The organism is Streptomyces sp. NPDC127108 (assembly GCF_042677545.1).
Taxonomy (GTDB): Bacteria; Actinomycetota; Actinomycetes; order Streptomycetales; family Streptomycetaceae; genus Streptomyces.
In genome coordinates this window covers 1-26783 of record NZ_JBHXTE010000020.1, presented here as the reverse complement: position 1 = coordinate 26783, position 26783 = coordinate 1, and the positions used below count along the sequence as shown (strand labels likewise).

The 26783-nt window shown below is 69.9% G+C and carries 23 protein-coding genes; 15 read left to right on the top strand and 8 right to left on the bottom strand.

The window, feature by feature from the left end; all coding sequences use genetic code 11:
- Positions 1–42: 42 nt before the first annotated feature.
- Entirely contained in the window at positions 43–210 is a 168-nt protein-coding gene (locus tag ACFVHO_RS18370) for a hypothetical protein (RefSeq protein WP_385715233.1), read from the bottom strand.
- A gap of 105 nt (positions 211–315) precedes the next feature.
- Positions 316–768, bottom strand: coding sequence for a hypothetical protein (locus tag ACFVHO_RS18365; RefSeq protein ID WP_385715230.1), 453 nt, complete (start codon positions 766–768; stop codon positions 316–318).
- Between the two features lie 388 nt (positions 769–1156).
- Between ACFVHO_RS18365 and ACFVHO_RS18360 the strand changes: the two genes are divergently transcribed.
- From ACFVHO_RS18360 to ACFVHO_RS18350, 3 genes are all read left to right on the top strand, one after another.
- A complete protein-coding gene (locus ACFVHO_RS18360) occupies positions 1157–1915 on the top strand; it encodes a GntR family transcriptional regulator (protein ID WP_385715228.1) in 759 nt (252 codons plus the stop codon).
- Complete coding sequence (locus ACFVHO_RS18355; protein ID WP_385715225.1) at positions 1912–2583, top strand: AAA family ATPase; 672 nt, start codon at positions 1912–1914, stop codon at positions 2581–2583. The genes ACFVHO_RS18360 and ACFVHO_RS18355 overlap by 4 nt, the downstream gene beginning before the upstream one ends.
- 272 nt (positions 2584–2855) lie before the next feature.
- Positions 2856–4061: a hypothetical protein gene (locus ACFVHO_RS18350; protein WP_385715222.1), complete on the top strand. Its 1206-nt coding sequence runs from the start codon at positions 2856–2858 to the stop codon at positions 4059–4061.
- 251 nt (positions 4062–4312) lie between these two features.
- On the opposite strand, the gene ACFVHO_RS18345 is transcribed toward ACFVHO_RS18350, so the two are convergent.
- The gene (locus ACFVHO_RS18345) at positions 4313–6055 is read right to left on the bottom strand and encodes a dolichyl-phosphate-mannose--protein mannosyltransferase (RefSeq protein WP_385715220.1); all 1743 of its coding nucleotides are present in this window, start codon (positions 6053–6055) and stop codon (positions 4313–4315) included.
- 62 nt (positions 6056–6117) lie between these two features.
- Here ACFVHO_RS18345 and rsmI point away from each other — a divergent pair, with 62 nt between their 5' ends.
- The 6 genes from rsmI to ACFVHO_RS18315 all read left to right on the top strand — a co-directional run bounded on the left by rsmI (position 6118) and on the right by ACFVHO_RS18315 (position 13062).
- A complete protein-coding gene (gene rsmI / locus ACFVHO_RS18340; protein WP_385715217.1) occupies positions 6118–7032 on the top strand; it encodes a 16S rRNA (cytidine(1402)-2'-O)-methyltransferase in 915 nt (304 codons plus the stop codon).
- Between the two features lie 298 nt (positions 7033–7330).
- Positions 7331–7771, top strand: a complete 441-nt coding sequence (locus tag ACFVHO_RS18335) for a hypothetical protein (protein ID WP_385715214.1) — start codon at positions 7331–7333, stop codon at positions 7769–7771.
- A gap of 153 nt (positions 7772–7924) precedes the next feature.
- Positions 7925–8797, top strand: a complete 873-nt coding sequence (locus ACFVHO_RS18330) for a TatD family hydrolase (protein WP_385715211.1) — start codon at positions 7925–7927, stop codon at positions 8795–8797.
- 158 nt (positions 8798–8955) lie between these two features.
- Positions 8956–10623: a ubiquitin-like domain-containing protein gene (locus tag ACFVHO_RS18325; protein WP_385715208.1), complete on the top strand. Its 1668-nt coding sequence runs from the start codon at positions 8956–8958 to the stop codon at positions 10621–10623.
- A gap of 628 nt (positions 10624–11251) precedes the next feature.
- The gene (gene rsmA, locus ACFVHO_RS18320; RefSeq protein ID WP_385715205.1) at positions 11252–12178 is read left to right on the top strand and encodes a 16S rRNA (adenine(1518)-N(6)/adenine(1519)-N(6))-dimethyltransferase RsmA; all 927 of its coding nucleotides are present in this window, start codon (positions 11252–11254) and stop codon (positions 12176–12178) included.
- On the top strand, positions 12175–13062 hold the full coding sequence (locus tag ACFVHO_RS18315; RefSeq protein ID WP_385715203.1) for a 4-(cytidine 5'-diphospho)-2-C-methyl-D-erythritol kinase: 888 nt from the start codon (positions 12175–12177) through the stop codon (positions 13060–13062). The genes rsmA and ACFVHO_RS18315 overlap by 4 nt, the downstream gene beginning before the upstream one ends.
- Positions 13063–13070: 8 nt before the next feature.
- On the opposite strand, the gene ACFVHO_RS18310 is transcribed toward ACFVHO_RS18315, so the two are convergent.
- Complete coding sequence (locus ACFVHO_RS18310) at positions 13071–13703, bottom strand: Uma2 family endonuclease (protein ID WP_385715200.1); 633 nt, start codon at positions 13701–13703, stop codon at positions 13071–13073.
- A 145-nt stretch (positions 13704–13848) separates the two neighbouring features.
- On the opposite strand from ACFVHO_RS18310, the gene ACFVHO_RS18305 reads away from it, so the two are divergent.
- The 4 genes from ACFVHO_RS18305 to ACFVHO_RS18290 all read left to right on the top strand — a co-directional run bounded on the left by ACFVHO_RS18305 (position 13849) and on the right by ACFVHO_RS18290 (position 20569).
- Complete coding sequence (locus ACFVHO_RS18305) at positions 13849–15660, top strand: ABC-F family ATP-binding cassette domain-containing protein (protein WP_385715197.1); 1812 nt, start codon at positions 13849–13851, stop codon at positions 15658–15660.
- A 146-nt stretch (positions 15661–15806) separates the two neighbouring features.
- A complete protein-coding gene (locus tag ACFVHO_RS18300) occupies positions 15807–17591 on the top strand; it encodes a PQQ-binding-like beta-propeller repeat protein (protein WP_385715194.1) in 1785 nt (594 codons plus the stop codon).
- Positions 17592–17640: 49 nt separating this feature from the next.
- The gene (locus tag ACFVHO_RS18295; RefSeq protein ID WP_385715191.1) at positions 17641–19551 is read left to right on the top strand and encodes a PQQ-binding-like beta-propeller repeat protein; all 1911 of its coding nucleotides are present in this window, start codon (positions 17641–17643) and stop codon (positions 19549–19551) included.
- Positions 19552–19858: 307 nt separating this feature from the next.
- Positions 19859–20569, top strand: coding sequence for a LuxR C-terminal-related transcriptional regulator (locus ACFVHO_RS18290; RefSeq protein ID WP_385715188.1), 711 nt, complete (start codon positions 19859–19861; stop codon positions 20567–20569).
- Here ACFVHO_RS18290 and ACFVHO_RS18285 read toward each other — a convergent pair.
- From ACFVHO_RS18285 to galT, 4 genes are all read right to left on the bottom strand, one after another.
- A complete protein-coding gene (locus ACFVHO_RS18285; RefSeq protein WP_385715185.1) occupies positions 20566–21039 on the bottom strand; it encodes a carboxymuconolactone decarboxylase family protein in 474 nt (157 codons plus the stop codon). The genes ACFVHO_RS18290 and ACFVHO_RS18285 overlap by 4 nt on opposite strands.
- A gap of 113 nt (positions 21040–21152) precedes the next feature.
- A complete protein-coding gene (gene galK, locus ACFVHO_RS18280; protein ID WP_385715182.1) occupies positions 21153–22316 on the bottom strand; it encodes a galactokinase in 1164 nt (387 codons plus the stop codon).
- Between the two features lie 7 nt (positions 22317–22323).
- Positions 22324–23295, bottom strand: coding sequence for a UDP-glucose 4-epimerase GalE (galE, locus tag ACFVHO_RS18275; RefSeq protein WP_385715179.1), 972 nt, complete (start codon positions 23293–23295; stop codon positions 22324–22326).
- Positions 23295–24371, bottom strand: a complete 1077-nt coding sequence (gene galT / locus ACFVHO_RS18270) for a galactose-1-phosphate uridylyltransferase (RefSeq protein WP_385715176.1) — start codon at positions 24369–24371, stop codon at positions 23295–23297. The genes galE and galT overlap by 1 nt, the downstream gene beginning before the upstream one ends.
- A 247-nt stretch (positions 24372–24618) precedes the next feature.
- Here galT and ACFVHO_RS18265 point away from each other — a divergent pair, with 247 nt between their 5' ends.
- Positions 24619–26307, top strand: a complete 1689-nt coding sequence (locus ACFVHO_RS18265; protein ID WP_385715173.1) for a sodium:solute symporter family protein — start codon at positions 24619–24621, stop codon at positions 26305–26307.
- 47 nt (positions 26308–26354) lie between these two features.
- Positions 26355–26633: a hypothetical protein gene (locus ACFVHO_RS18260; RefSeq protein ID WP_385715170.1), complete on the top strand. Its 279-nt coding sequence runs from the start codon at positions 26355–26357 to the stop codon at positions 26631–26633.
- Positions 26634–26783: the final 150 nt, after the last annotated feature.

The following is a 26783-nucleotide window of genomic DNA, read 5'->3' as shown; positions in this document are numbered from 1 at the left end:
TTGAAGTGGTGACCTCAGCCCAGGTGTGGGCGGTGCGGGGTGCTAGTTGCTGTCCTCGTCGGCACGGGTGGCGGGGCTCCCGCCCATGACCACGTCGCCGTGGACCACACCGCCGGACACGGCGACCTGGTCACCCAGGACCAGGTCCCCGCCGAACGTGATCTCGCTGTCGTCGCCGAAGTTGAAGACGGCACGGCTCTTGTCGCTCATGTGCTTCTCCTCAGGGAAACGGCGAAGCTCGGGACTGTCCCGGCTCCCCTCAGCGCTGCTCGTGCGAGACGAGCAGCGCAGGCAACCGGCCAGAGGCGGACGGGGTCAGGCGTAGATGTGCTGGGCACCGGCCACGCGCAGCGCGGTGTGCGCCTTGCGGGCCCGCAGACCCGCCGCGTCCAGCTCGTCGGCCGGGACGTCGCCGACGGCCATCGCGGCGTCGACCGCTTCCTGCGCGACCGCCAGAAGGTCGCTGTTGCGCGTGGTCATGAACAGCGTGTCCATCGCGCTGGTGACAGCCGAACGGGCCGCGTACCGGGCCTGGCGCGTCTCGGCCGTGTCGGCCACACCTTCCCGACGGGCCACGACCTTCAAGTACTGCTGTTCCCGGTGACGAACCAGCGCGGCCAGCAGCGCCGGGATAGCGTCGGCCAGCGCCTTCCGGCGCTGCTCGGCCGTCGCCGTGCGGGTGGTTCGGGTGGTGCTCAGGTGCTGCATGAACCCGGCGACAACGGCCCCGGCCAGGGTGCCGAGAACCGCGATCAGCGTTGCAGTCATGAGGACTCCCAAAGGGTCGAAGGAGCACGTTCCGGCTCCCCTCAGCACTGCTCGTACGAGACGAGCAGCGGAGGCAACCGGCCGCAGCGAGGAATCTGCGGAGCAGTCGAATCGCGCTGTGCATCACGCGAGGGACCCCGCGTGGCCGCCTACTTGCCCGAGGAGAGGCGGCGTGATCCCCATTCAGTTGTCAAAGAGCGGCAGCTCCTCGGTGGGCGCGGTAGCCCTTGTGTAGGGCTCCCGTCTTCACGGGACACACCGAGAACTGAGCGACCGCCGATCCGGCGTTTCGACCGGTGGTCACATCCCTAAGGTTCCCTAGGGTTCCCTGCGGTGTCAAGCGGTAAGGTAGGGAACCTAAGGGCACTGCGACGAAGGAGCTGGCGAGATGGCAGGTCAGGTCGACAATCGGGCGCCGTATGCGCGGATTGCCGCCCACTACGCGGAGCTGATCGCGTCCGGTGAGCTGCCGCCAGGGTCGCTTCTGCCGAGCATCAAGAACCTCTCCGAAGAGTGGAGCGTGAGCACCGCGACGGCTGAGAAGGCCCTGCGCAAGCTCCGCAACGAGGGCCTAGTCAGGGGCATTCACGGCATCGGCACGGAGGTTCTGGACCGGCCAGCCCCGATGTCTTCGGGATCTCAGCGCCAGGACCGGGGGCACCGCACTGGATCGAGTTGGGGATCAGGCGAAAGGTCTGACTCGCATCAAGCGGCGGTAGTCCCGGCACCTGCGGAAGTAGCTCAAGCCCTGGACATTGAGCCTGGCTCCGAAGTCATCCGCCGACGCCGCGTGTACAGGGACCGACACGGCATCGTGGCGCACAGCACGTCGTGGATCCCCATCCAGTACGGGAAGTTGATCCCCCAGTTGGCAAAGAGTGAGCGCTTGACCGGGGGAACGTCGCTCCAGCTCATCGCCATGGCGACCGGCCGCCCGATCAGCCATCGGATCGACACTGCCTCTGCCCGCCTGCTGACAGCCGAGGACGCACAGCTTCTGGAACTGGACCCCAGCAACCCGCCTGTAGAACCCTCAGTCGTGATGACAGCGAAGTTCGTCGACAGCGAGGGCAGCGTGGTGGAGTACGGCGTCGACCTTGGCGGCCCTGGCCGCACCTGGCGAACGGAGTCGGAGGTCTCCGAGTGACGGTCGTGGACGACACGCTCATGAGCGTGCTTGAAGGTCGCCTAGACGCGCTGCTTGCGGCTCGCCGCAGCGGTCCGGTCACACCGGAAGCTGAAGCCGAGATGACCGCGATCTCCCAGACTCTGACGAGGCGGCTGCCCTCACGTCCGCCGCTCTGCGTCCTGATGGCGGGACTCCCCGGCTCCGGCAAGACCACGCTCGCCCGCGCCCTTACCGCTCGTGGGTTCATGCGCCTGTGTCCGGACGAGGAGATGTATCGCCGCCATGGCGTGTATGGGGTGGACTTCCCCCGGGGTACGTTCCCCACCCTTGAGAAGCCGGTCCTTGAGGATGTCGCGGCTGAACTGCGGAAGCAGCTTCTCGCGGGGCGCGATGTCGTGGTGGACCATGGCTTTTGGACCCCGGAAGACCGCACACGGTGGCGAACCATCGCGACCGATGCAGGCGCTTCCCCGGTGCTGATCTATCTCGCAGCAAGCCATGACGAACTCTGGGCCCGAATCAGCCAACGCAACGAGTTTTACGCGGACGACCCCAACGCGATCTACTTCTCCGAGAGTGATCTTCAGCGGTACCGCACTCGCTTCGTGCCACCCACGGCTGACGAACCGCACCTCACGTACGAGGGTGATCCTGGGACCGTGGTCGCAGCGATCGACGCTGGGTAGGGCCTGAGGGGGGCCTGCGGCCGTCCTCTGGCCGAAGTGACGGCCCACACTCAGCGGTCCACGGAGCAGCCGTAGCGCTTTCGAGCGAGTGACGATAGCCACGGGCACCGGTCCACCCCGAGCCTGCCGGAGGCGAAGACGAGTGAGGGTGAGATACGTCCTGGCTGGGGCGGTCGGCCCCACGGCTGGCGAGCCTCTAAGGTCATGGCCCCAACGTCGTGCTTTACGGGCAGGTCCACAGACTGCCCGACTCGTGACGAGCTCACGGGGCCATGATCGCTAGCCCCAAAGCCGCTCCATCCCAAAGCCGTTCCACCGCCCTCATCTTTCCCTATAAGCACCTCCTCGCCCGTTACTGCCACGCTACGCTTGCTACCCCTCAAAGGAAGGCGGGCCTGGTGAGTAGTCGGTTTTTCGGTGTCGGCTGCATAGTTCCTAAAGTTGAGGAGTTCAAAGATCCTGCGGATTGGATCGAAAAGGTCAAAGCTGCATTTGACGCCGTGCCCTCGGTCCAGAAATTTAAGGCTGTCAACGTAGACGACCTAAACTTTCACTGGGCGGGAGACGGATATGTCGAACCCGAGGGTCAGGAAACTCAGATTCCGAGCTCCGGCATGCTTACTTTCGAAGTGAACATCCCGACTCGCCTACAGAAGTACATGCTGCTGGCAAACGATGAAGTGGAGATTTTCAGGGTTACTATCCTGTTCCACTATGTTCATCCGGTTACCTATATTGAGTGCTTAGGTGCTCCGGGTGAAGTCACGCATCCGTCCTGGGCTCTAGTAGTAGTGCGGGAATTTTTGCGCGAAGAGCTCAAAAAGCGCGACTTGTCCGTTGGTCTGTTAGTGATCGGCCCCAGCCCATTCCATGCAGACTTCTCTCTAAGGAATGGGACTGGACCTCAACCTGCGGGTGACGGCTTCAGTGTTGAAGTTGAGAAGAGCCTCGCATACGACCGAATTACGTACTTTCATGAATCCGCAGATTCTCTTCGAGCGCTCTACTCGTCGCTGCAACTGCAGTTTTCGTATTTCTATCGCTTCACGATACTTAGGAATATGCGACTCAGGGCTGCCGTCGACCTCTCGGATCAGTCAGAGGAAATCGCTGAATCCTTTAAGGGGCGCGGCTTCAGGGCCTACATATCCAGAACCCTTGCCGTGCGTCAAAAGCTGCAATCGGCACAGCTAGATGCGGTGTCTGCCAGGCTGACGACGACACGCCATAAGCGGGGTAGTGCAGAGGATCTCGAGGGTCTGTATCCCGGCGAGGAGGCTGCACACCTGAGAGGCTATCTAGAAAAAAGCATGAAGGAGGACTACATAGAGGAAATCGAAAGCGCGGAAAAGATTCTGGATGTACTGGATGGTCGCCACAGTCAAGAATTGCAGCGCTTCGCGACCATCACCTTCTCGCTCCTCGGTGTGGCTTTCGGTGCCCTTCTGACCGCCGCCTTCAGGAGTTGGTGGGGATAAAACTGCCACATTAGAGCGAGTGGTTGGTATTCGTGATTGCTAGTCGTGAGGGCCGTGCGGCTCACATGTCCCCTGTCGGAGGGCAGCACACGGAACGCCACAGGTTGCAGGCGGTTAGCGGAGCCCGCTGTGAAGACACCGATCCCGGGCCGTCGCTGGGCCGTCCGACCACGGCCCAGGACGACCGACAATGACCAACAACGACAAAAGGGGCGCGACCGTGGTCGCGCCCCTCAGCCTTGTTCGCCCAGCTAGACCCAGGTGTCCAGCCACATCCGCGACCGCCACGAGTCGATGGGGATCGCCTGGCCGGTGTAGATGGGCCAGAAGTAAATGAAATTCCAGAAGATCAGCAGGACCAGTACGCCGGACGCCGCCGCGCCCACCACCCTGCGTCGCTCCGAGGAACCCGGTGGTCCCAGGATCGCGCCGATCATCATGGCGAGGGCCAGGCACAGGAACGGCACGAAGACCACGGCGTAGAAGTAGAAGATGGTCCGTTCCTGGTACATGAACCAGGGCAGATAACCCGCCGCGATCCCGCACACGATCGCGCCCGCGCGCCAGTCCCTGCGGAAGAACCACCGCCACAGCACGTACAGGAGCGCGAAGGCGGCCGCCCACCACAGCAGGGGCGTGCCGAGGGCGAGGACCTCGCGGGCGCACTTCTCCTTGGTGTCGGCGGGGCAGCCGTCGACGCCGGGTGACGGCGACTCGTAGAAGTACGAGACGGGGCGGCCGTCGACGATCCAGCTCCAGGGGTTGGACTGGTAGGTGTGCGGAGAAGACAGGCCGACGTGGAAGTCGTAGACCTTGTTCTCGTAGTGCCACAGGCTGCGCAGCCAGTCCGGCAGCCAGGACCAGTCGCTGTCCTTGCCGTCGGTCGCCGCCCAGTTGCGGTAGTAGCCGCCGCTGCCGTCGCTCGGCGAGAGGATCCAGCCCAGCCAGGACACCAGATAGGTGAACACCGCGACCGGCACCGTGGCCACGAACGCGGGCAGCACGTCCCGCCGCACCGCCGCCAGATAGGGCCGGTCCGCCCCGGCGACGCGCCGCGCGCCCGCGTCCCACAACACGGTCATCAGGCAGAAGAAGACCATGATGTAGAGGCCGTTCCACTTCGTGGCGAAGGCCAGGCCGAGGCAGAGCCCGGCCGCCCAGCGCCACGGCCGCCACCCCAGGCGCAGGGTGTGCGCCACGTACGCGTCCGGGCGCGCGATCCCGTCGGCGCCCACCGGCAGCGCCGCCGCGAGTCTCGCCCGCGCCTTGTCCCGGTCGACGAGCAGACAGCCGAACGCCGCGAGCACGAAGAACATCAGGACCTGGTCGAGCAGCGCCGTGCGGCTCATCACGAAGTGCAGGCCGTCCACGGTCAGGAGCGCGCCCGCGAGACACCCGAGGAACGTCGAGCGGAACAGGCGCCGCCCGATCCGGCACAGCATCAGGACCGACAGCGTGCCGAGCACCGCCGTCATGAACCGCCAGCCGAACGGGTCGAAGCCGAACAGCCACTCCCCGACGCCGATCACGTACTTGCCGACCGGCGGATGCACCACGTACGCCGGGTCCGTGGGCAGCGCGATGTCACTGCCCTGCTTGATGACCGACTCGTTGATCTTGTCCGGCCAGCTCAGTTCGTAGCCCTTGTGGATGAGGGCCCAGGCGTCCTTCGCGTAGTACGTCTCGTCGAATATCACGTCCTTGGGGCTGCCGAGGTTCCAGAACCGCAGCAACCCCGCCACCAGCGCGACCGCCAGCGGACCCAGCCAGCCCGACCAGCGCACCAGCGGCTCCGACAACTGCCGGGGCACCCCGAGCGCCACCCACAGCCGGTCGCCCGGCCGCGCGTACGGCGGGACGAGCCGTTCCCGCACATCTCCTCTGGGCCGGGCCGCGTAGCCGAAGCGGCGCAGCCGGTGCTGCCACGACGACGGCTGCCGCTCCTCGGCTGCCTGGCCCTGGCGGGTGTCCGGGGAAGACGCGGTACTGGTCACCGCGCCATCGTAGGGAACCCGACTGTGACAGTCCCGCGCCCGGCCCCTGCGAGGATGGATCCGTGACAGGAAGCGCAGATTCAGTCGTCAGTCCGTCCGGAAGCGCCGAGACCCCGGCTTCCGTCGGCACCCTCGTCCTCGCGGGCACCCCCATCGGCGACGTCGCGGACGCGCCGCCGCGGCTCGCCGCCGAGCTGGCCGGGGCCGATGTCGTGGCCGCCGAGGACACCCGCAGGCTGCGCCGGCTCACGCAGGCGCTCGGCGTGCAGGTGGGCGGCCGGGTCGTGTCGTACTTCGAGGGCAACGAGGCGGCGCGCACGCCCGAGCTGGTCGAGGCGCTCGCCGACGGGGCGCGGGTGCTCCTGGTGACGGACGCGGGCATGCCGTCGGTGTCCGACCCCGGGTACCGCCTCGTGGCCGCCGCCGTCGAGCGCGGCATCCGGGTCACGGCCGTCCCCGGACCCTCCGCCGTCCTCACCGCCCTCGCCCTGTCCGGGCTGCCCGTCGACCGCTTCTGCTTCGAGGGCTTCCTGCCGCGCAAGGCGGGCGAGCGGCTCTCGCGCCTTCGCGAGGCGGCCGAGGAGCGGCGCACGCTCGTGTACTTCGAGTCTCCGCGCCGCCTGGACGACACCCTCGCCGCGATGGCGGAGGCCTTCGGCGACGAGCGCAGGGCCGCGGTGTGCCGGGAGCTGACCAAGACGTACGAGGAGGTCCGCCGCGGTTCCCTGAAGGAACTCGCCGAGTGGGCCGCGCCCGGCGACGTGCGCGGCGAGATCACCGTCGTCGTCGAGGGCGCCCCCGAGAAGGGCCCCGCCGAGCTGGGCCCGGACGAGCTGGTGCGCAGGGTCCGGGTGCGCGAGGAGGCGGGGGAGCGGCGCAAGGAGGCCATCGCGGCGGTCGCGGCCGAGGCGGGGCTGCCCAAGCGGGAGGTGTTCGACGCGGTGGTGGCGGCGAAGAACGCGGGGCTCGGGGGCTGAGTCCCGGCTGGGGGAACCGGCGCACGGGCCCGGCGCGCGGGTCACAGTTCCGGCGCGGGGGGCGCTCGGAAGAGCCCATCGGCGGGCAAAGGACTATCGTGAATGTTAAAGCGCGGGCCGCGCACCAGGCCGGTTTTCTATGGAAAGGCCAAATCGCGCCCAACAGTCGACAGGTCTGATGCGCTCGCTTCGGGAAAGGCGTCCACTGGTTCCAGGGGCGCACCCGTCCCACACTGTCGGACCGGGTCCGGAAAGATCCCGGTCGGCGGTGCTTGTCCAGCGGACAAGAGGAGCTGGCATGAGTGAGATCGCAGACACCGGTCACCGCACCACCGCGGCTGTCAATGTCGTCCATGAGTCCTACGCCTTCGCCTGCATGCGCTGCGGGCACGGCTGGGAGCAGTCGTACGAGATAGAGCACCACGTCGACGGCAAGGGCCAGGAATTCGTGATGTACGTGGCCGACGGCCAGCGGGTGCCGTCGCCGCTGACCCGGCCGACCTGCCTGAACTGCGGCGGGCACGTGGTGCGCATCATGCGGGCGGGTCAGGTGTCCTCGGTGCGGTCGGCACTCGAGTCCCTGCATCACCGGCAGGCCGCCCAGGGCGTGGCCCGGGGCGGGAAGGCTGCCGCCGCCGAGGGTGCCGCGTCCGCCGACGAGTCGGCCGCCGAGCCCAAGCATCACCACTGGCACCTGTCGGACCTGCTGCACCCCTTCCACCACCGCAAGGCGGGCTGACCTTCGCGGGGCGCCCCGGGGCTGAGAGATTCAGCCCGTCCGGCGTTTGAGGACGAGGCGCGAAGCGCCGATAGCGGGGGTCCGGGGGCGCAGCCCCCGGTTCGGGAAGGGGCGGGATTGGGGAAGCCCCGCAGGGCTTCGTACGATCGGCGCATGCCTGCCGACAAGAACGCCGCACCGCCGCAGCCCGAGCCGCTGCGAGTGCCGGTCGCCGACTCCCACACCCACCTCGACATGCAGGACGGCACCGTCGAGGGCGCCCTCGCCAAGGCGGCCGAGGTGGGCGTGACGACGGTCGTGCAGGTCGGCTGCGACGTGGCGGGCTCGCGCTGGGCCGCCGACACCGCGGCCGCGCACCCGGCGGTGCACGCGGCCGTGGCCCTGCACCCGAACGAGGCGCCGCGGATCGTGCACGGCGACCCCGACGGCTGGTCGCGCCAGGGCGCCCGCCCCGCCGGGGGCGAGGGCGCCCTCGACGAGGCCCTCGCCGAGATCGACCGGCTCGCCGCCCTCGCGCACGTGAAGGGCGTCGGCGAGACCGGCCTCGACTACTTCCGCACGGGCCCCGAGGGCAAGGCCGCCCAGGAGCGCTCCTTCCGCGCCCACATCGAGATCGCCAAGCGGCACGGCAAGGCCCTGGTCATCCACGACCGCGAGGCCCACGAGGACGTGTTGCGGGTCCTGAAGGAGGAGGGCGCCCCCGAGCGCACCGTCTTCCACTGCTACTCCGGCGACGCCGCCATGGCCCGGGTCTGCGCGGAACACGGCTACTTCATGTCCTTCGCGGGCAACGTCACCTTCAAGAACGCCCAGCCCTTGCGCGACGCGCTCGCCGTCGCCCCGCTGGAGCTCGTCCTCGTCGAGACCGACGCTCCCTTCCTGACCCCCGCCCCGTACCGCGGACGGCCCAACGCCCCCTATCTCATTCCGGTCACGCTCCGCGCCATGGCGGAGGTCCGGGGCATCGACGAGGACGCCATGGCCGCGGCGATCTCCTCGAACACGGCCCGCGCCTTTGATTACTGATCGATAACGACCGAAGGTTTCCCGGGCCTGACAGCTCGGGTCAACACAGCGACACAGAGTAGTCACCCTGCTTTGGAGAGTGACGGCGCCTCCGCTAGGTTCTGCAAGCCGATCTGCACTTGGCTTGTCAGTCGTCACTTGTCAGCTGGAGCGTCGTCGTGAGCAAACCGCAGTACGAGACGTATGAGCAGCCGCAGCAGTACGCGCCGCACGGGCCGCACGGTTCGTACGACGCCTACGACGTGTACGACCCGTTCCGGCCCGCGACGCAGGTGTTCACCGCCGCGGAGTTCAGCGCGGCGGACGCGTTCGACCGGGCCGAGGGGTTCGCGGGGAACGGGGTGCCCACGCAGGTCTTCGGGGCGGGCGGCACCGTCGTGGACGAGCTGCCGACGCGGGCGTTCACGCCGGACGCGTTCGCCGGGGGCGGCTTCGCGGTCGATCCGCCGGTGGCCCCGGACGGGGGCGCGTACGGGTATCCGCACTCGGGTGCGCGGGGGTACGCGGGGGTGGCGGACGGGTGGGAGAGCCGGGGGGCCGGCGAAGGGGTGGCCGGGGACGTGGCGTTCGACGACGAGGTGTTTGCCGACGGGGCGGCCGGGGGCGAGGGGGGCCAGGCCGTCGGCGGCGAGGCGGGCGGCGGCGAGGTGCTCGACGGCGAGATCGCCGACGGTGAGGCGGCCGGTGACGGGCGGGCCGGGGCGCGGCGCGGGGCCCGGCGCAAGCGGACCGCCGAGCGGCCCGACGGCCTGCGCAGGCTCGTGCCGCAGGCGCTGGTCGTCGCGTTCCTCGCGGGCGGCACCTCCGCCTTCGTCGCCAACGACAAGGCCGTCCAGCTCACCGTCGACGGCAAGGCGCGCACCCTGCACACCTTCGCCGACGACGTGGGCGAACTCCTCGCCGACGAGGGCGTGGACGTCGGCGCGCACGACATCGTCGCCCCCACCACCGCCACCGCCCTCGCCAGCGGCGACGAGATCGCCGTCCGCTACGGCCGGCCCGTCCAGCTCACCCTCGACGGCCACCGCCGGGAGGTCTGGACGACCGCCCGCACCGTCGACGGGGCGCTCCAACAGCTCGGGGTGCGCGCCGAGGGGGCCTATCTGTCGGCCTCGCGCAGCAAGCGCATCGCCCGCGAAGGGCTCGACCTGGACGTCCGTACCGAACGCACCGTGACGATCATGGCCGACGGGCGGTCCAGGACCATCCGTACGAACGCCGCGACCGTCGGCGAGGCCGTCGAGGAGTCCGGGGTGACCCTGCGCGGCTCCGACACCACCTCCGTGCCGCCCGGCAGCTTCCCGCGCGACGGGCAGACCGTCACCGTCATGCGGATCTCCGGCCGCAAGGAGGTCCGCGAGGAGCCGATCCCGTTCGACGTCCGCAAGACCGAGGACGCGTCGCTGCCGCGCGGCACGGAGGTCGTGGCGCAGGCCGGGCGGGAGGGCGCGCGGCGGATCACCTACTCGGTACGCACCGTCAACGGCGTGAAGCAGAAGCCGAAGCGGTTGCGGAGCGAGGTGGTGCGGGAGCCGCAGACGCGGATCGTGAAGGTCGGCACGAAGGTCGTGCCGACCGCCGTCGCCGGGGCCGAGGGCCTCGACTGGGGGGCCCTCGCCGCCTGTGAGTCCGGCGGGCGGCCCGGGGCCGTCGACCCCTCCGGCACGTACGGCGGGCTCTACCAGTTCGACACCCAGACCTGGCAGTCCCTCGGCGGCGCGGGCCGTCCCCAGGACGCCCCCGCCGCCGAACAGACCCACCGCGCGAAGAAGCTCTACGTCCAACGCGGCGCCAGCCCCTGGCCCCACTGCGGCCGCCGCCTCTGACGTGCTACTGGAGCAACCAGCACCCTGCCCCGCCGCTCCGCGGCGGATCTCTCCCACCCGCCCGCCCGTTTACTGGAACCGGCAGGCTTCGGGCCGGAACCAGGGCCATCCCGCACCGCCCCTGCGGCCGGTCCGGGCTTCCGGTGCCGCGTCCGGTTGTTCGGCGTCGCTGGGGTGAGTGGGTGGGGGATGAGAGCGGGGGCTGCGGGCGAGGCCGGCGGGCGGGATCGCGGCCCGCCCGACACCCGGGGAGAGCGGGTCCCGCCCGGCGCTCGGGGCGAGCCAAGGCCGCCGGTGGGCATTTCGGCTGCTTGGGGTGGGTCAAGGTCGACGGTGGGTATTTCGGCTGGTCGGGGTGGGCCAAGGTTGACGCTGGGCACTTCAGCTGCTCGGGGCGAGCCGAGGCCGACGGTGGGCATGTCAGCCCGTCGTGGGGGTCCCCCCCTGCTCCTTAAGAGCTTGGGGGAGTTTGAGGACGAGGCGCGGAGCGCCGATGGCGGGGGACAGGGGCGGAGCCCCATGAGCGGGGGCGGGCGCAGGCCGACCGGCCCGGCGGGGGCGGGGGCAGCGAGCCCCCGGGGCAACCGCACGGACAGGTGAGCGGCGGACCCAGGGCTACCCTGGGGCGGTGAGCACCACCGACCAAGGCCCCCTCCTCGGCCCCGCCGACATCCGCGACCTCGCCGCGACCCTCGGCGTACGCCCGACCAAGCAGCGCGGCCAGAACTTCGTCATCGACGCGAACACGGTCCGCCGCATCGTCCGCACCGCGGACGTCGGCCCGGACGACGTCGTCGTCGAGGTCGGCCCGGGCCTCGGCTCGCTGACCCTGGCCCTCCTGGAGACCGCGTCCCACGTGACCGCTGTGGAGATCGACGACGTGCTCGCCGCGGCCCTCCCGGCGACGGTTCAGGCCCGCATCCCGCGGAAGGCGCCCTCCTTCGACCTGGTCCACAGCGACGCCATGCTCGTCCGGGAACTCCCGGGCCCGGCCCCGACGGCCCTGGTCGCGAACCTCCCGTACAACGTCGCCGTACCGGTCCTGCTGCACATGCTGGACACCTTCCCCACCATCGAGCGCACGCTGGTGATGGTGCAGGCGGAGGTCGCCGACCGCCTCGCCGCCGACCCCGGCTCGAAGGTCTACGGCGTCCCGTCGGTGAAGGCCAACTGGTACGCCGAGGTCAAGCGCGCGGGCGCCATCGGCCGCAATGTGTTCTGGCCCGCCCCGAACGTCGACTCGGGCCTGGTGTCGCTGGTGCGCCGCGCCGAGCCGCTGAAGACCACCGCGTCCAAGCGGGAGGTGTTCGCCGTCGTCGACGCGGCCTTCGCCCAGCGCAGGAAGACGCTGCGCGCGGCCCTCGCGGGCTGGGCGGGCTCCGCCGCGGCGGCCGAGGCGGCGCTGGTCGCGGCGGGCGTCTCGCCGCAGGCGCGGGGCGAGTCCCTGACGGTCGAGGAGTTCGCGCGGATCGCCGAGCACAAGGACGCGTACAAGGACACGGACGAGAGCGACGCGGACAAGGGCGACGCACACAAGGAGGGGGCGGCGCAGTGAGCGTCACCGTACGGGTGCCCGCGAAGGTCAACGTGCAACTGGCGGTGGGCCCGGCCCGCCCCGACGGCTTCCACGACCTCGCCAACGTCTTCCTCGCCGTCGGCCTGTACGACGAGGTCACGGTGACCCCGGCGGACGAGCTGCGGGTGACCTGCGAGGGGCCGGGCGCGGACCAGGTGCCCCTGGACCGGACGAACCTGGCGGCGCGCGCGGCCGAGGCGCTGGCCGCGCGGTACGGCCGCCGGGCCGACGTGCACATCCACATCGCCAAGGACATCCCCGTCGCGGGCGGCATGGCGGGCGGCAGCGCCGACGCGGCGGGTGCCCTGGTGGCGTGCGACGCGCTGTGGGGGACGGGAGCCTCGCGGGACGAACTTCTCGACATCTGCGCCGAGTTGGGCAGCGACGTGCCGTTCAGCCTGGTCGGCGGCGCGGCCCTCGGCACCGGGCGCGGCGAGAAGCTGGCCGAGCTGGCCGTCGGCGGCACCTTCCACTGGGTGTTCGCCGCCGCCGACGGCGGCCTCTCCACGCCCGCCGTCTACCGCGAGTTCGACCGCCTCACGCCGGACGCCCCGGCGCCCGCGGCGTCCCCCGCGCTGCTCGACGCCTTGCGCACGGGTGACGCGACCGCCCTCGCCGAGGCCCTGACCAACGACCTCCAGCCCGCCGCGCTCTCCCTCTTCCCCGCCCTCACCGACACCCTGAAGGCGGGCACGGAGGCGGGCGCCCTCGCGGGCATCGTGTCCGGCTCGGGGCCGACGACGGCGTTCCTGGTGAAGGACGCGGAGTCGGCGGAGCGGGTGGCGGCGGCGCTGCGGGGGTCGGGGACGTGCCGGGGGGCGCGGGTGGCCGTGGGGCCGGCGGTGGGGGCGACCGTCGTCTGATCCGTCCTCTACCGCTTGTGGAGGGCGGTCAGGTCGATGTCGATGCTGAACGGGGCGACGAGCTTGAGCCGGTCGCGGTAGCTGTCGCCTCCGACGTACTTGCGGGTGACCGGGTCGAGTTCGTAGACACGGACGACCGAGTGATCGTCTTCGCCTTCCATCTCGGCAAGCCAGTAGTGCTTGATCCCGGCCGCCGCGTACTTGTGCGGCTTGGTGTCGCGGTCCCGGGACTCGGAGTCGGGCGAGACGACTTCGACAGCGAGCAGCACGTCGGCGACGTCGAAGGAGGTCTGCCTGAGGCCCTGGAACGCCTCCCCGCGGACGACGAGCACGTCCGGTTCGGGCCCGTTCTTGCGATCGATGACGACGGTCATCTCGTTGAAGACGTCGTACTCCGGGGGCACGCTGGCGAGCAGGCCGTCGGTGAGCCGACGGATCATGAGGTTGTGGAAGGCGCGCTGCGGGGTCACGAAGACCAAGCTCCCGTCGATCATCTCGGTGTGCGGCGGGAGGCCGGGCAAGGTGCGCAGGTCGTCCACGGTCCAGCCGTCGACCGGTGGCATCACCCACTGGTGCTTCGGCTCGGACGCGGGCTCGGCGGCCTCGGAGATCGGCTCGGCGGTCACGGTGGTTCCTCCCATGCGCGGGATTCTGCGGCCTGCCCTTCCACGGTAGCGACCCGCTTCCGATCACGTCATCACATCGAGTGACCGTTCGACCCCGCGCCGCCTTCCCGGGGCCACGCCCTACCCTTGAAGGCTGATCCACCCCCTCGTCAGGAGTGAAATGGCCGTCAACCTGGTCAATGTCGAAAACGTCAGCAAGGTGTACGGCACCCGCGCCCTGCTCGACGGCGTCTCGCTCGGCGTCTCCGAGGGGGACCGGATCGGCGTCGTCGGGCGGAACGGCGACGGCAAGACCACCCTCATCCGGATGCTGGCCAAGCTGGAGGAGGCCGACACCGGGCGCGTCACGCACAGCGGCGGGCTGCGGATCGGGGTGCTCACGCAGCACGACTCCCTCGACCCGAAGGCCACCGTGCGGCACGAGGTCATCGGTGACCTCGCCGACCACGAGTGGGCGGGCAACGCCAAGATCAGGGACGTGCTCACGGGTCTTTTCGGCGGGCTCGACCTGCCGGGGTTCCCGCAGGGCCTCGACACCGTCATCGGCCCGCTCTCCGGCGGTGAGCGGCGGCGCATCGCGCTCGCGCAGCTCCTGATCGCCGAGCAGGACCTGATCGTCCTCGACGAGCCGACCAACCACCTCGACGTGGAGGGCATCGCGTGGCTCGCGCGGCACCTGCGCGAGCGCCGCTCGGCCCTCGTGTGCGTGACGCACGACCGCTGGTTCCTGGACCAGGTCTGCACCCGCATGTGGGACGTGCAGAAGGGCACGGTCTACGAGTACGAGGGCGGGTACTCCGACTACGTGTTCGCGCGTGCCGAGCGCGAGCGCATCGCCGCCACCGAGGAGGCCAAGCGGCAGAACCTGGTCCGCAAGGAGCTGGCGTGGCTGCGGCGCGGCGCCCCGGCGCGGACGTCCAAGCCCCGGTTCCGGGTGGAGGCGGCCAACGAGCTGATCAAGGACGTGCCGCCGCCCCGGGACACCAGCGAGCTGATGAAGTTCGCCACCACCCGGCTCGGCAAGACGGTCTTCGACCTGGAGGACGTGAGCGTCCAGGCCGGGCCGAAGCTGCTGCTCAAGCATCTGACCTGGCAGCTCGGCCCCGGCGACCGCATCGGCCTGGTGGGCGTGAACGGCGCGGGCAAGACCTCGCTCCTGCGCGCCATGGCGGACGCGGCCCGGTCGGCCGGTGACACGCAGCCCGCCGCGGGTCGCGTGGTGGTCGGCAAGACCGTCAAGCTGGCCTACCTCTCGCAGGAGGTCGCCGAGCTGAAGCCGACGCTGCGGGTCCTCGAGGCCGTGCAGCAGGTGCGGGAGCGGGTCGACCTCGGCAAGGGCCGGGAGATGACCGCGGGGCAGCTGTGCGAGACCTTCGGGTTCGGCAAGGAGAAGCAGTGGACGCCCGTCGGGGACCTGTCCGGCGGTGAGCGGCGGCGGCTGCAGCTCCTGCGCCTGCTCATGGACGAGCCGAACGTCCTCTTCCTCGACGAGCCCACCAACGACCTCGACATCGAGACGCTGACGCAGCTGGAGGACGTGCTCGACGGGTGGCCCGGCTCGATGGTGGTGATCTCCCACGACCGGTTCTTCGTCGAGCGCACCACGGACCGGGTGTTCGCTCTCATGGGTGACGCGACGATGCGGATGCTGCCGCGCGGCATCGACGAGTACCTGGAGCGCAGGAACCGGATGGCGGAGGCCGCGGCCCCGGCGGCCCCGGCGCCCGCCGCCGTCCCGGACGGGACGAAGGGCGTGTCGGCCGCCGACGCGCGCGCCGCGAAGAAGGAATTGCAGAAGATCGAACGGCAGCTGGACAAGATTTCCGAGAAGGAGACCAAGCTGCACGCGCAGATCGCCGATAACGCCACAGACTTTGAAAAGGTGGCGAAATGGGACGCCGAGCTACGCGAACTTGTCGGCGAGCGCGAGGAGTTGGAGATGCGTTGGCTGGAACTCGCGGAGGATGCGTGAGTTTCCCGTAACGGACGCATTACAGGCCGGTCCTCCCTTGGGAACAGGGGCAGGACCGGCACCCGTGATGGCTGGATCGGAGTGATAGAAAGGGCAGCCTGAGCACCGCTTGGCGTGCCGAAAAATCAGTGAAGGGGGAAGCGCTGATGACTCAGCCGCCCAACCAGCCGCCCCATGGCGGCTTCGGAGCTCCGCAGGATCCACAGCAGGGCGCCAACCCGCAGCCCGGCTACGGCTACCCGCAGCAGCAGCCCGGCCAGTCAGGCCCGTACGGCTATCCGCAGCAGCCCGGACCCTACGGTCAGCCCACGCAGCCGCAGCAGCCCGGCCCGTACGGCCAGCCCACGCAGCCGGGCCAGCCGGGTCCCTACGGCCAGCAGCCCGGACCCTACGGTCAGCCCACGCAGCCCGGTCAGCCGGGCCCCTACGGCCAGCCCACGCAGCCGGGCTACGGCTATCCGCAGCAGATGCCCACCGGCGCCCCGGGCAACACCCCGCCCCCGAGCGGCGGCAAGGGGCCCTTCAAGGGCAAGACCGCCGTGATCATCGGGGCGGCCGTGGCCGCCCTCCTGGTCGCGGGCGGCGCCGTCTTCGCGTTCTCCGGCGGTGACGACGGCAAGAAGAAGTCCGAGTCGAAGAAGAAGGACCCCAAGGCCTCCGCCCCGGCCAACCCGGGCGACGGCAGCGGCGACGGCCACGCGGGCAAGGAGGACCTCAACGAGGGCCGCCAGGCCGGCGAGGCCAAGGTCCTCTGGTACAAGGAGGCCCCCAAGGCCCCCGGCAAGGGCGCCGAGGCCCCCGGCATGTGGGTCGAGGACGGCATCGCGGTCAAGGCCGCGTACAAGGAACTCCTCGCCTACCACGTCGATTCCGGCAAGCCCGCCTGGACCGCGATCGAGCTGCCGCAGGAGATCTGCGCGGCCACGCCGCAGGTCAGCGACGACGGCAAGATCGTCGTCGCGTACAAGGCCGGTCTGAAGCAGAACGCCAAGTGCGACCAGCTCCAGGTCATCGACCTGAAGACGGGCAAGAAGGGCTGGCAGAAGCAGACCACGGAGAAAGGTCTCTTCGACTCCACCATCGGCCTGGAGCTGAGCATCACCGGCGACACGCTGATGGTCGGCCGCTCCCAGTCCGGCACCGCCTACAGCCTCAGCGACGGCGACAAGCTGTTCGACGCGGAGAAGAAGGACGAGGGCACCTGCTTCCCGGCCGGGTTCACCGGCGGCGACCGCATGCTGATGAAGTTCTCGTGCGGGGCGAGCACGCCCACCGAGCACGACGAGGTCGTGGAGCTCGACCCCAAGACCGGCAAGATCCAGTGGACGAAGAAGTTCCCCAAGGGCTGGCGCCTGGAGCACGTCTACTCCACCAGCCCCACCGTCCTCTACGCCACCAACGAGGACAAGAAGCAGTGGAACATCACCACGCTGAAGTCCGGCAGCGGCAAGACCCGCTCCGAGGTCCAGGTGAACGAGGACTTCGCGCCGGAGTGCGGCTGGGGCGGCCTCGGCGGTGACCTGCAGGCCTGCTCCGGCGCCGTCGCCGACGACAAGTACCTGTACCTGCCGACCAAGAAGACCTCCGGCGCCAACCAGATCGTCGCGATCAGCCTGGCGAGCGGCAAGGCGGCCTGGCGGGCGAAGTCCCCGCTGGACACCTCGATGGTGCCGATGAAGACGCAGGGCGGCGACCTGGTGGCGTACGTCGAGCCGTCGTACGACTCCGGCGGCCGCGTCGTGTCCATCGGGACCAGCGGCTCGCACACACCGAAGACGCTGCTGCAGAACCCGGCGGGGACGTCGAAGATCGAGAACGGCTTCTACTCGAAGGCGGTCGACTACGTGGACGGGCGCTTCTACCTCTCCACCACCCGGCTCTCCGGCACCGCCCAGGGCCGCGAGAAGCTGATGCTGGCCTACGGCAAGTGACCCTCCCCACCGCTCAGTCACCCCAACCGTCCCCCCAAGGAAAGACGTCATGACACAGCCGCCCCAGCCGCCCAACCAGCCGCCGCAGGGTGGGTTCGGCGCCCCCCAGGACCCCCCGCAGGGCGGGTTCGGCGCTCCCCAGACGCCCCCGCAGCCCGGCTACGGCTACCCGCAGGCGCCGCAGCCCCCGCAGACCCCGCCGCCCGCGGCTCCGGCGGCCCCGCCCGCGGCCCCGCAGACGCCTCCGCCGCCCCCGCAGGGCCAGCCGAACCAGGGCTACCCGCAGGCGCCCGGAGCCCCGGGGACCCCGCCGCCCGCCGCGCCCGGCACCCCGCCGCCCGCCTACGCCCAGCCGACGCAGGCGGCCTTCCCGGCCGTGGGCCAGCAGCCCGGCTACGGCTACCCGGGGCAGCCCGGCCAGCAGGGCTACGGCTTCCCGCAGCCGCCGACCATGCCGATGCAGCCCCAGCCGGGCGGCGGCGGTGGCGGCAAGAAGCCCAACAAGCAGATGCTGATCATCGTCGCGGCCGTCGCGGCCATCGGCCTGATCGTGGGCGGCGGTGTCATCTACGCCGGTTCGAAGAAGGACGGCGACAAGAAGAACAGCGCCGACGGCGGCGACGGCAAGGGCGGCAAGGGCAAGAAGGGCGGCTCCGACGGACCGCCCGCCGCCGGTGGCCCCGCCAAGGAGAAGGTCCCGGCGAACACCAGCGCCAAGGTCGGCTTCCAGGTCCCGGCGCCCGCGGTGCCCAAGGACGCCGTCTGGAGCGTCGCGGGCTCCTGGCTCACCGACGACACGTACGTCAAGAGCGGCTACACGGGCAAGGACAAGGACCACGCCCTCATCGCCTACGACCCCGCCTCCGGCAAGCAGAAGTGGACGATCCCGCTGGCCGGTGAGACCTGCGCGGTCTCCAAGGAGGTCACCGACGAGGGCATCGCCGCGGTCGTCTACAAGGACGCCAAGTCCACCAAGGCGAACAAGTACCCCGACTGCAGCCAGGTCTCCGCGGTCGACCTGAAGTCCGGCAAGAAGCTGTGGACGGAGAGCGTCACCGGCAGCGGCTCCCCCGTGGAGTTCGAGGAGATCGCCATCTCCGGCGACACCGTCGCCGCGGGCGCGGGCACCGGCGGCACCGGTGCCGCCTGGGACATGTCCGGCAAGCTGCTGTGGAAGCCGAAGATCGGCGACGAGTGCAAGGACGCCGGTTACGCGGGCGGCGACCAGCTCGTCGCGGTCCGCAAGTGCGGCGGCTACGGCGACGAGAAGCTGAAGATCCAGCTCCTCGACCCCAAGACCGGCAAGGACAAGTGGAGCTATCCGCTGACCGCCGGCGTCGACAACGCCAAGATCATCTCGACCAACCCGATCGTCTTCGGCCAGGACACCGAGGAGATCACGGCCAGCGGCGCCACGGACGTCTTCTCGCTGAGCAACGCGGGCAAGCTGCGCGCCCGCATCAAGCTGGAGGACGGCAAGTACTCGCACGACTGCGAGGTCAACAAGTGGGCGAGCTGCAGCGCCATCGTCGTCGGCAACGACAAGCTGTACGTGCCCACGCGCCAGCACGACGCGGGCGGCTCCGACTACGGCTTCACCAACGAGATCATCGCGTTCTCGCTGGCCACCGGCAAGACCACCGGTGACCGTGCCGACGCGGGCGACGACGGCGAGATGTTCCCGATCCGCATGGACGGCGGCAACCTCCTCGCGTACAAGGGCGGCAGCTACAAGCAGGGCGCCAAGGTCGTCTCGCTCGACGGCAAGTCGATGAAGGAGACCACGCTCCTGCAGACGCCCGCGACCGAGTCGGTCAACCGCGCCATCAGCGGCATGGTCCCGAAGTCCAACGAACTCCTCTACACCGGCGGCAACCTGTTCTTCGGCAAGAAGCTGATCAGCAAGCCGTACTCCAAGGACGACAAGGAGTTCATCGCGCTGGGCTTCACCACCCAGTAGCCGCCCCCGAAGGGTCGCACGGCCCCGCGCTCGCCCGAACGAGTGCGGGGCCGTTCGCGTTGTTCCGGTTCACGCTCCGTACTCGCGTGCTGGACACGTGGTGCGCATGCCGGGCCCCTCTCGTGTCCATGCTTCTGAACGGCCGTGATTGAGGCATTCCGGGCCGCTTCTGCACGATAGGGGGAGCGCGAAGTCGAACAAGCGTGTAGCTTCCGGGGGATGAAGGGGCGGGGCCCCCGATCCGTGGGGGGATCATTAGGGGAATCCGTGGGGGACTTTGGGGGGTTGCGCTGTGGGTGTGCGGCTCATGGTGGTCGACGATCACCGATTGCTCGCCGAGGCACTCGCCTCGGCGTTGAAGCTGCGTGGGCACCGGGTGCTCGCCGCGGCGGCGCCCGCCGCCGGGGCGGCGGAGCTTGTGATCAGCAGGGCGCCGGAGGTGTGCCTGCTGGGCACGGCCACCCCGGCCGAGCCGGGCATGTTCGACCCGGTGGTGCGGATCAAGCGGGAGCGGCCGCAGGTCGCCGTGGTGGTGCTCGGACCCGTGCCGTCGCCCCGCGGGATCGCGGCGGCGTTCGCCTCCGGCGCGTCCGGATACGTACGTCATGACGAGCGCATCGAAGGAGTCGAGCGCGCCATCATGAAGGCGCGCGCCGGGGAAGCCGCCGTCGCACCCCAATTGCTCCAAGGCGCCTTCAGCGAGCTGCTGAACCCCGCCGCCCAGCCGGACGACGAGGGGCAGCGGCTGTTGCAGATGCTCACTCCGCGTGAGGTGGAGGTGCTCGTACGGGTCGCCGACGGGGAGGACACCCGGCTCATCGCCGCCGGGATGGGGATCGCGCCCAGTACGGCGCGGACCCATGTGCAGCGGGTGCTGATGAAGCTCGGCGTCGGGTCCCGGCTCGAGGCCGCCGCGCTCGCCGCGCGGACGGGGTTGCTGGACCGGGCCGAGCGGAGCGGGGGAGCGGAGGGGGAGCACGTCGGGGGCGGAGAGCCCCCGACGGGACTGAAGGTCTAGGCGTACTGGCCCGGTACGTAGTCGCCCGCGGGCTGCTGGGTGATGACGTTTCCGCGGTTGAAGGTGTTGATGAGGGCGATCTGGCCCACCAGCGCCGCGAGTTGCTCCTCGTCGTAGTGCTTGGCGGCGTTCGCCCAGGCCTCGTCGGTGACGCCGCCCGCCGCGTCCGCGATGCGGGTGCCCTGTTCCGTCAGTTCCAGGGCGGCGCGCTCGGCGTCGGTGAAGACCTTGGCCTCGCGCCAGGCGGCGATCAGGTTGAGGCGCAGCGAGGTCTCACCGGCGGCCGCGGCGTCCTTGGTGTGCATGTCGAGGCAGCCGCCGCAGCCGTTGATCTGGCTGGCGCGGATCTTCACCAGTTCGAGGGTCGCGGCGGGGACCGTCGACTCGGCGAGGACCTTGTTCGCCGCGATGACGTGCTTCCAGAACTTCATCGCCGTCGGGTTCTCGAACATGTTCAGACGGGCTTCCATGGCGTGCTCCTCTGCCGTTGTCGTGGCTACACACCTATGACGGAGGCAAGGCGGAGGATGTGACACGGACGGGTGTGACCTGCGTCGCAGCCCGTCAAGCAAGGCCTCTAGGCCTATACGCGGCGCGCTCCCGCCGACGCCACCGCCGGGAACACCCGCGGCGCCGCGTACCCGGCCGCCGCGAACGCCTCCTCGACCGACTTCGTGAGGGACTCCGCGTCCGCCGCCTCGGCCAGGACGATCGCCGAGCCGCCGAAGCCGCCCCCGGTCATCCGCGCCCCGAGCGCCCCGGCCGCGCACGCCGACTCCACCACGAGGTCCAGCTCCGGGCAGGAGATGCGCAGGTCGTCCCGGAGCGAGGCGTGGCCCTCGGTGAGGACGGGGCCGATGCCCCGCACGTCACCGGCGTCGAGGAGGGCGATGACCCGCTCGACGCGGTGGTCGTCGGAGACGACGTGCCGGACGTAGCGGCGCACCTTCTCGTCGGACAACCGGTCGAGGGCGGCGGGGAGTTCGACGAAGGGCACGTCGCGGAGGTGGGAGACGCCCAGTGCCCGCGCCCCCGCCTCGCAGCCCTCCCGCCGCTCCGCGTACGCCCCGTCGCCGAGGGCGTGCTTGACGCGGGTGTCGACGACCAGGAGCGTCAGGCCGTCCGCGGTCAGGTCGAAGGGGACCTGGCGCACGGACAGGTCGCGGCAGTCCAGGTGCAGGACGTGCCCCGGCGTGCAGGCCGCGGACGCCATCTGGTCCATGACGCCGCACGGCACGCCGACGAAGGCGTTCTCGGCGCGCTGGGCGAGCAGGGCCAACTCGCGGCGGGAGAGGCCCAGTTCGTAGAGGTCGTTCAGGGCCAGGGCGGTGACGACCTCCAGGGCGGCGGAGGAGGACAGGCCCGCGCCGGTCGGGACGGTGGACGCCAGGTGCAGGTCCGCGCCGCCGACCGCGTGGCCCGCGTCCCGCAGCGCCCAGACGACGCCCGCCGGATACGCGGCCCAGCCCCCGTCGGACAGCGGCGTCAGGGAGTCCACCGCCAGCTCGACGACGGGGCCCTCGATGTCCGCGGAGTGCAGCCGCAGGATCCCGTCGTCGCGCCGGGCCACCGCGGCGACCGCGGTGTGGGGCAGCGCGAGGGGCATCACGAAGCCCTCGTTGAAGTCCGTGTACTCGCCGATGAGGTTGACGCGGCCCGGCGCCGCCCAGACTCCGGCGGGCTCGTGGCCGTACAACGCGGTGAAGGTGTCGACGAGTTCGGCGGTCGGCTCCGTGACGGCGGACATCTTCTGGTTACCCCCTCTGCTGGGCGAAGGCCCAGGCGTCGGCGACGATGCCCGCGAGGTCCGCGCGGGACGGGTTCCAGCCGAGGCGCTCACGGGCGGTGGCGGCGGAGGCCACGAGGACCGCCGGGTCGCCGCCGCGGCGCGCTGCCACGACCTCGGGGATCGGGTGCCCGGTGACCTTGCGGACGGTCTCGATGACCTCGCGCACGGAGAAGCCGTTGCCGTTGCCCAGGTTGCAGATCAGGTGCTCGCCGGGCGTCGCGGCGTCCAGGGCGAGGAGGTGGGCGTCGGCGAGGTCGGCGACGTGGATGTAGTCGCGCACACAGGTGCCGTCGGGCGTCGGGTAGTCGTCGCCGAAGACGGAGATGGCCTCGCGCCTGCCCTGGGCGACCTGGAGGACGAGCGGGATGAGGTGCGACTCGGGGTCGTGCCGCTCGCCGCAACTGCCGTACGCGCCCGCCACGTTGAAGTACCGAAGGGATACGGCACCGAGTCCGTGCGCCGCCGCCTCGCCGGTGATCATGTGGTCGACGGCCAGCTTGGAGGCGCCGTAGGGGGAGGTGGGGGCGGTCGGGTCGGTCTCGGTGATGGGGGTGTGCACCGGCTCGCCGTACGTCGCCGCCGTCGAGGAGAACACCAGCTTGCGCACGCCCGCCTCGCGCATCGCGGCGAGCAGCGCCATGGTGCCGCCGACGTTGTTGTCCCAGTACTTCTCGGGCTTCACGACGGACTCGCCGACCTGCGAGAAGGCGGCGAAGTGCAGCACCGCGTCGTACGGGGCCTCACCCTCGACGTGCAGCCACTTGGCGGCGTCGCGGATGTCGCCCTCGATGAACGCCGCGCCCGCGGGCACGCCCTCGCGGAAGCCGGTGGAGAGGTTGTCGAGGACCGTCACCTCGTGCCCGGCCTCGATCAGATGCTGGGCGACGACACTGCCGACATAGCCGGCGCCACCCGTGACCAGGTACTTCCCACTCATCAACTCGCTACCTCTCGCAGTCGCTGGGCCGCGGCCTCCGGCGGCACATCGTTGATGAACACACTCATGCCGGATTCGGAACCCGCGAGGAACTTCAGCTTGCCCGAAGTGCGGCGAATGGTGAAAAGCTCGAGGTGGAGCGCGAAGTCGTCGCGGTTGACGCCCTCGTACTCCGGCAGCGCCGTGAACGGGGCCTGGTGCCAGGCCGCGATGTACGGCGTCGGCGGCTCGGCGCCGCCCTCGCGCTCACCCTCGCCGAAGATCCGGTCGAAGCGCCGCAACAGTTCCAGATAGACCTGGGGAAACTCTGTGCGAGCCGCGTCGTCGAGGCCGAGCAGGTCGGGCACGCGGCGCTTGGGGTAGAGGTGCACCTCGTAGGGCCAGTGCGCGGCGTGCGGCACGAAGGCCACCCAGTGCTCGGCGTCCAGGACGACGCGGTCGCCGGCGCGCTCCTCGGCGAGGACGTCGTCGAAGAGGTTGCGGCCCTCGGTGGCCGCGTGGTGCTCGGCCAGGGAGCGCAGCATCAGGGCCGTGCGCGGGGTGACGAAGGGGTAGGCGTAGATCTGCCCGTGCGGGTGGCCGAGGGTCACGCCGATCTCCGCGCCCCGGTTCTCGAAGCAGAAGACCTGCGCGACGGACGGCAGGTGCGAGAGCTCGGCGGTGCGGTCCGTCCAGGCGTCCAGGACAAGGGCGGCCTGCTCCTCGGTGAGGTCGGCGAAGGACGCGGTGTGGTCGGGGGTGAAGCAGACCACCTCGCAGCGGCCGGCGTCGCCCGCGAGGGAGGGGAAGCGGTTCTCGAAGACCACGACGTCGTACGAGGAGTCGGGGACCTCGGTGCGGCGGCCGCCGGTGGAGGGGCACAGGGGGCACTCGTCGGCCGGGGGGTGGTAGGTGCGGCCCTGGCGGTGCGAGGCGATGGCGACGCTGTCGCCGAGGAGGGGGTCGCGGCGGACCTCGGAGGTGGTGGCGACGGGGTCCAGGGGCCTGCTGTCGACCGCCGTGCGGACGGCGTCGTCGCGCACGTCGTAGTAGATGAGCTCACGACCGTCGGCGAGACGAGTCGAGGTCTTCTTCACGTTCGGGGCTCCTTACACCGCCCGCCAACAGAACCGAACACAACAAACCACAAGCCAACAAGCTCGTCAATGCCCACGGCGCTTGCGCGGGCGGCCCTGCCTCGCCCAGCTCACCCGATGATCCACGAGGAAAAACGATCATGGACTCGATCACAATCAAACAAAGAACATCAACAGAACTGTTCACTTACTGAAGGGCGAGGCGTAGGTTCCGGTCTGATCAGTTCGCGCGACGAAGCGAGTTCACATGCAGTCCCCTGCGCACATCACCCTCGCCGAAGGGCTTCGGCTGCCCACCAACGGGCTGGACTACGCGATCCTGGCGATCTACTTCGTGGTCGTCCTCGGCATCGGATTCGCCGCCCGGCGCTCCGTGAAGACCAGCCTCGACTTCTTCCTCTCCGGGCGCTCCCTGCCCGCCTGGGTCACCGGCCTCGCCTTCGTCGCCGCCAACCTCGGCGCCACCGAGATCCTCGGCATGGCGGCCACGGGCGCGCAGTACGGCGTCGCGGTCGTCCACTGGTACTGGATCGGCGCCATCCCGGCCATGGTCTTCCTCGGCCTGGTCATGATGCCGTTCTACTACCGGTCGAAGGTCCGCTCGGTCCCCGAGTACCTGCTCCAGCGCTTCGACAAGTCCGCCCACCTGCTCAGCTCGGCGCTCTTCGCCTTCGCCGCCGTGCTCATCGCGGGCGTCAACCTCTACGCCCTCGCGATCGTCGTCGAGGCGCTGCTGGGCTGGCCGCAGTGGGTCGCCATCGTCGTCGCCGGGTTCTTCGTGCTCGCCTACATCACCATCGGCGGCCTCTCCTCGGCGATCTACAACGAAGTGCTCCAGTTCTTCGTCATCCTCGCCGCGCTCATCCCGATCTGCGTCATCGGCATGAAGAAGGTCGGCGGCTGGGACGGCCTCACCGGCTCCATCGAGAAGCAGCACGGCGACAACTTCATGACCGCCTGGGGCGGCACCGGCATCGGCGACCCCAACCCGCTCGGCGCCAACTGGCTCACCATCATCCTGGGCCTCGGCTTCGTGCTCTCCTTCGGCTACTGGACGACGAACTTCGCCGAGGTGCAGCGCGCCCTCTCCGCGAAGAACCTCTCCGCCGCCCAGCGCACGCCGCTCATCGCCGCCTTCCCCAAGATCTTCATCGTCTTCCTGGTGATGATCCCCGGCCTGGTCGCCGCCGTCCTCATGCCGAAGATCGGCACCTCGGGATCGGACCTCACCTACAACGACGCGATCCCCTACCTGATGCAGGAGTTGCTGCCCAACGGCGTGCTCGGCATCGCCGTCACCGGTCTCCTCGCCGCCTTCATGGCGGGCATGGCGGCCAACGTGTCGTCCTTCAACACCGTCTTCACGTACGACATCTGGGCCAAGTACGTCGTCAAGGGCCGCGAGGACGGCTACTACCTGAAGTTCGGGCGGCTCATCACCGCGATCGGCGTCTTCGCCTCCATCGGCACCGCCTTCATCGCCTCGTCCTTCTCGAACATCATGGGCTACCTCCAGACTCTCTTCTCCTTCTTCAACGTCCCGATGTTCGTCGTCTTCATCATCGGCATGTTCTGGAAGCGGGCCTCCATGAAGTCCGGCGTCTGGGGGCTGCTCGCCGGCACCACCGCCGCGATGGTCAACTACTTCTGGATCTACAAGCAGGGCGTCATCGACATCCCCACCGACCAGGGCGCCAACTTCGTCTCCGCCATCGTCGGCTTCGTCGCCGGCGCGGTCGTCATGGTCCTCGTCACCCTCTTCACCGCGCCCAAGCCGGAGGCCGAGCTCGCCGGGCTCGTGTACGGGACGGCGTCGCCCGGCAAGGAGGACGACGGTGCCGAGCCGGGTGACGGCGCCTGGTACCGGCGGCCCGCGTTGCTCGGGTGGGGTGCGTTCGCGCTGGCCACCGCGTGCTACATCCCCTACTCGTTCTGAACCGGCCCCTTCTGAACCGGCCCCTCCTACTCACATCCCGAGGAATCATGTCCGACCTGCAGAAGGAAGTCTCCGAGCTGGAGCGGAAGTCCGCGACGGCCGCGCGTCTCTTCGACATCCGGCGCATCATCGGCGGCCTGTTCGTCGTCTACGGCGTCATTGTCACCATCGCCGGGATCACCGCGTCCGACGCCGACCTCAAGAAGGCGGAGGGCATCAACATCAACCTCTGGACCGGCCTCGGCATGCTTGCCCTCGGCCTGTTCTTCCTGGCCTGGCTGTGGCTGCGCCCGGTCACGGGGCCGCCGCCGGAGAACGAGGCGTAGGCCTCGCGGGGGCGCCCCAGTCCCACCCCTTCCCGAAACCGGGGCTCTGCCCCGGGCCCCCGCCGAATCGCCGCTTCGCGGCTCGTCCTCAAACGCCGGACGGGCTGAATTTCACCCGCACATCATCTAGCCCGTCCGGCGTTTGAGGAC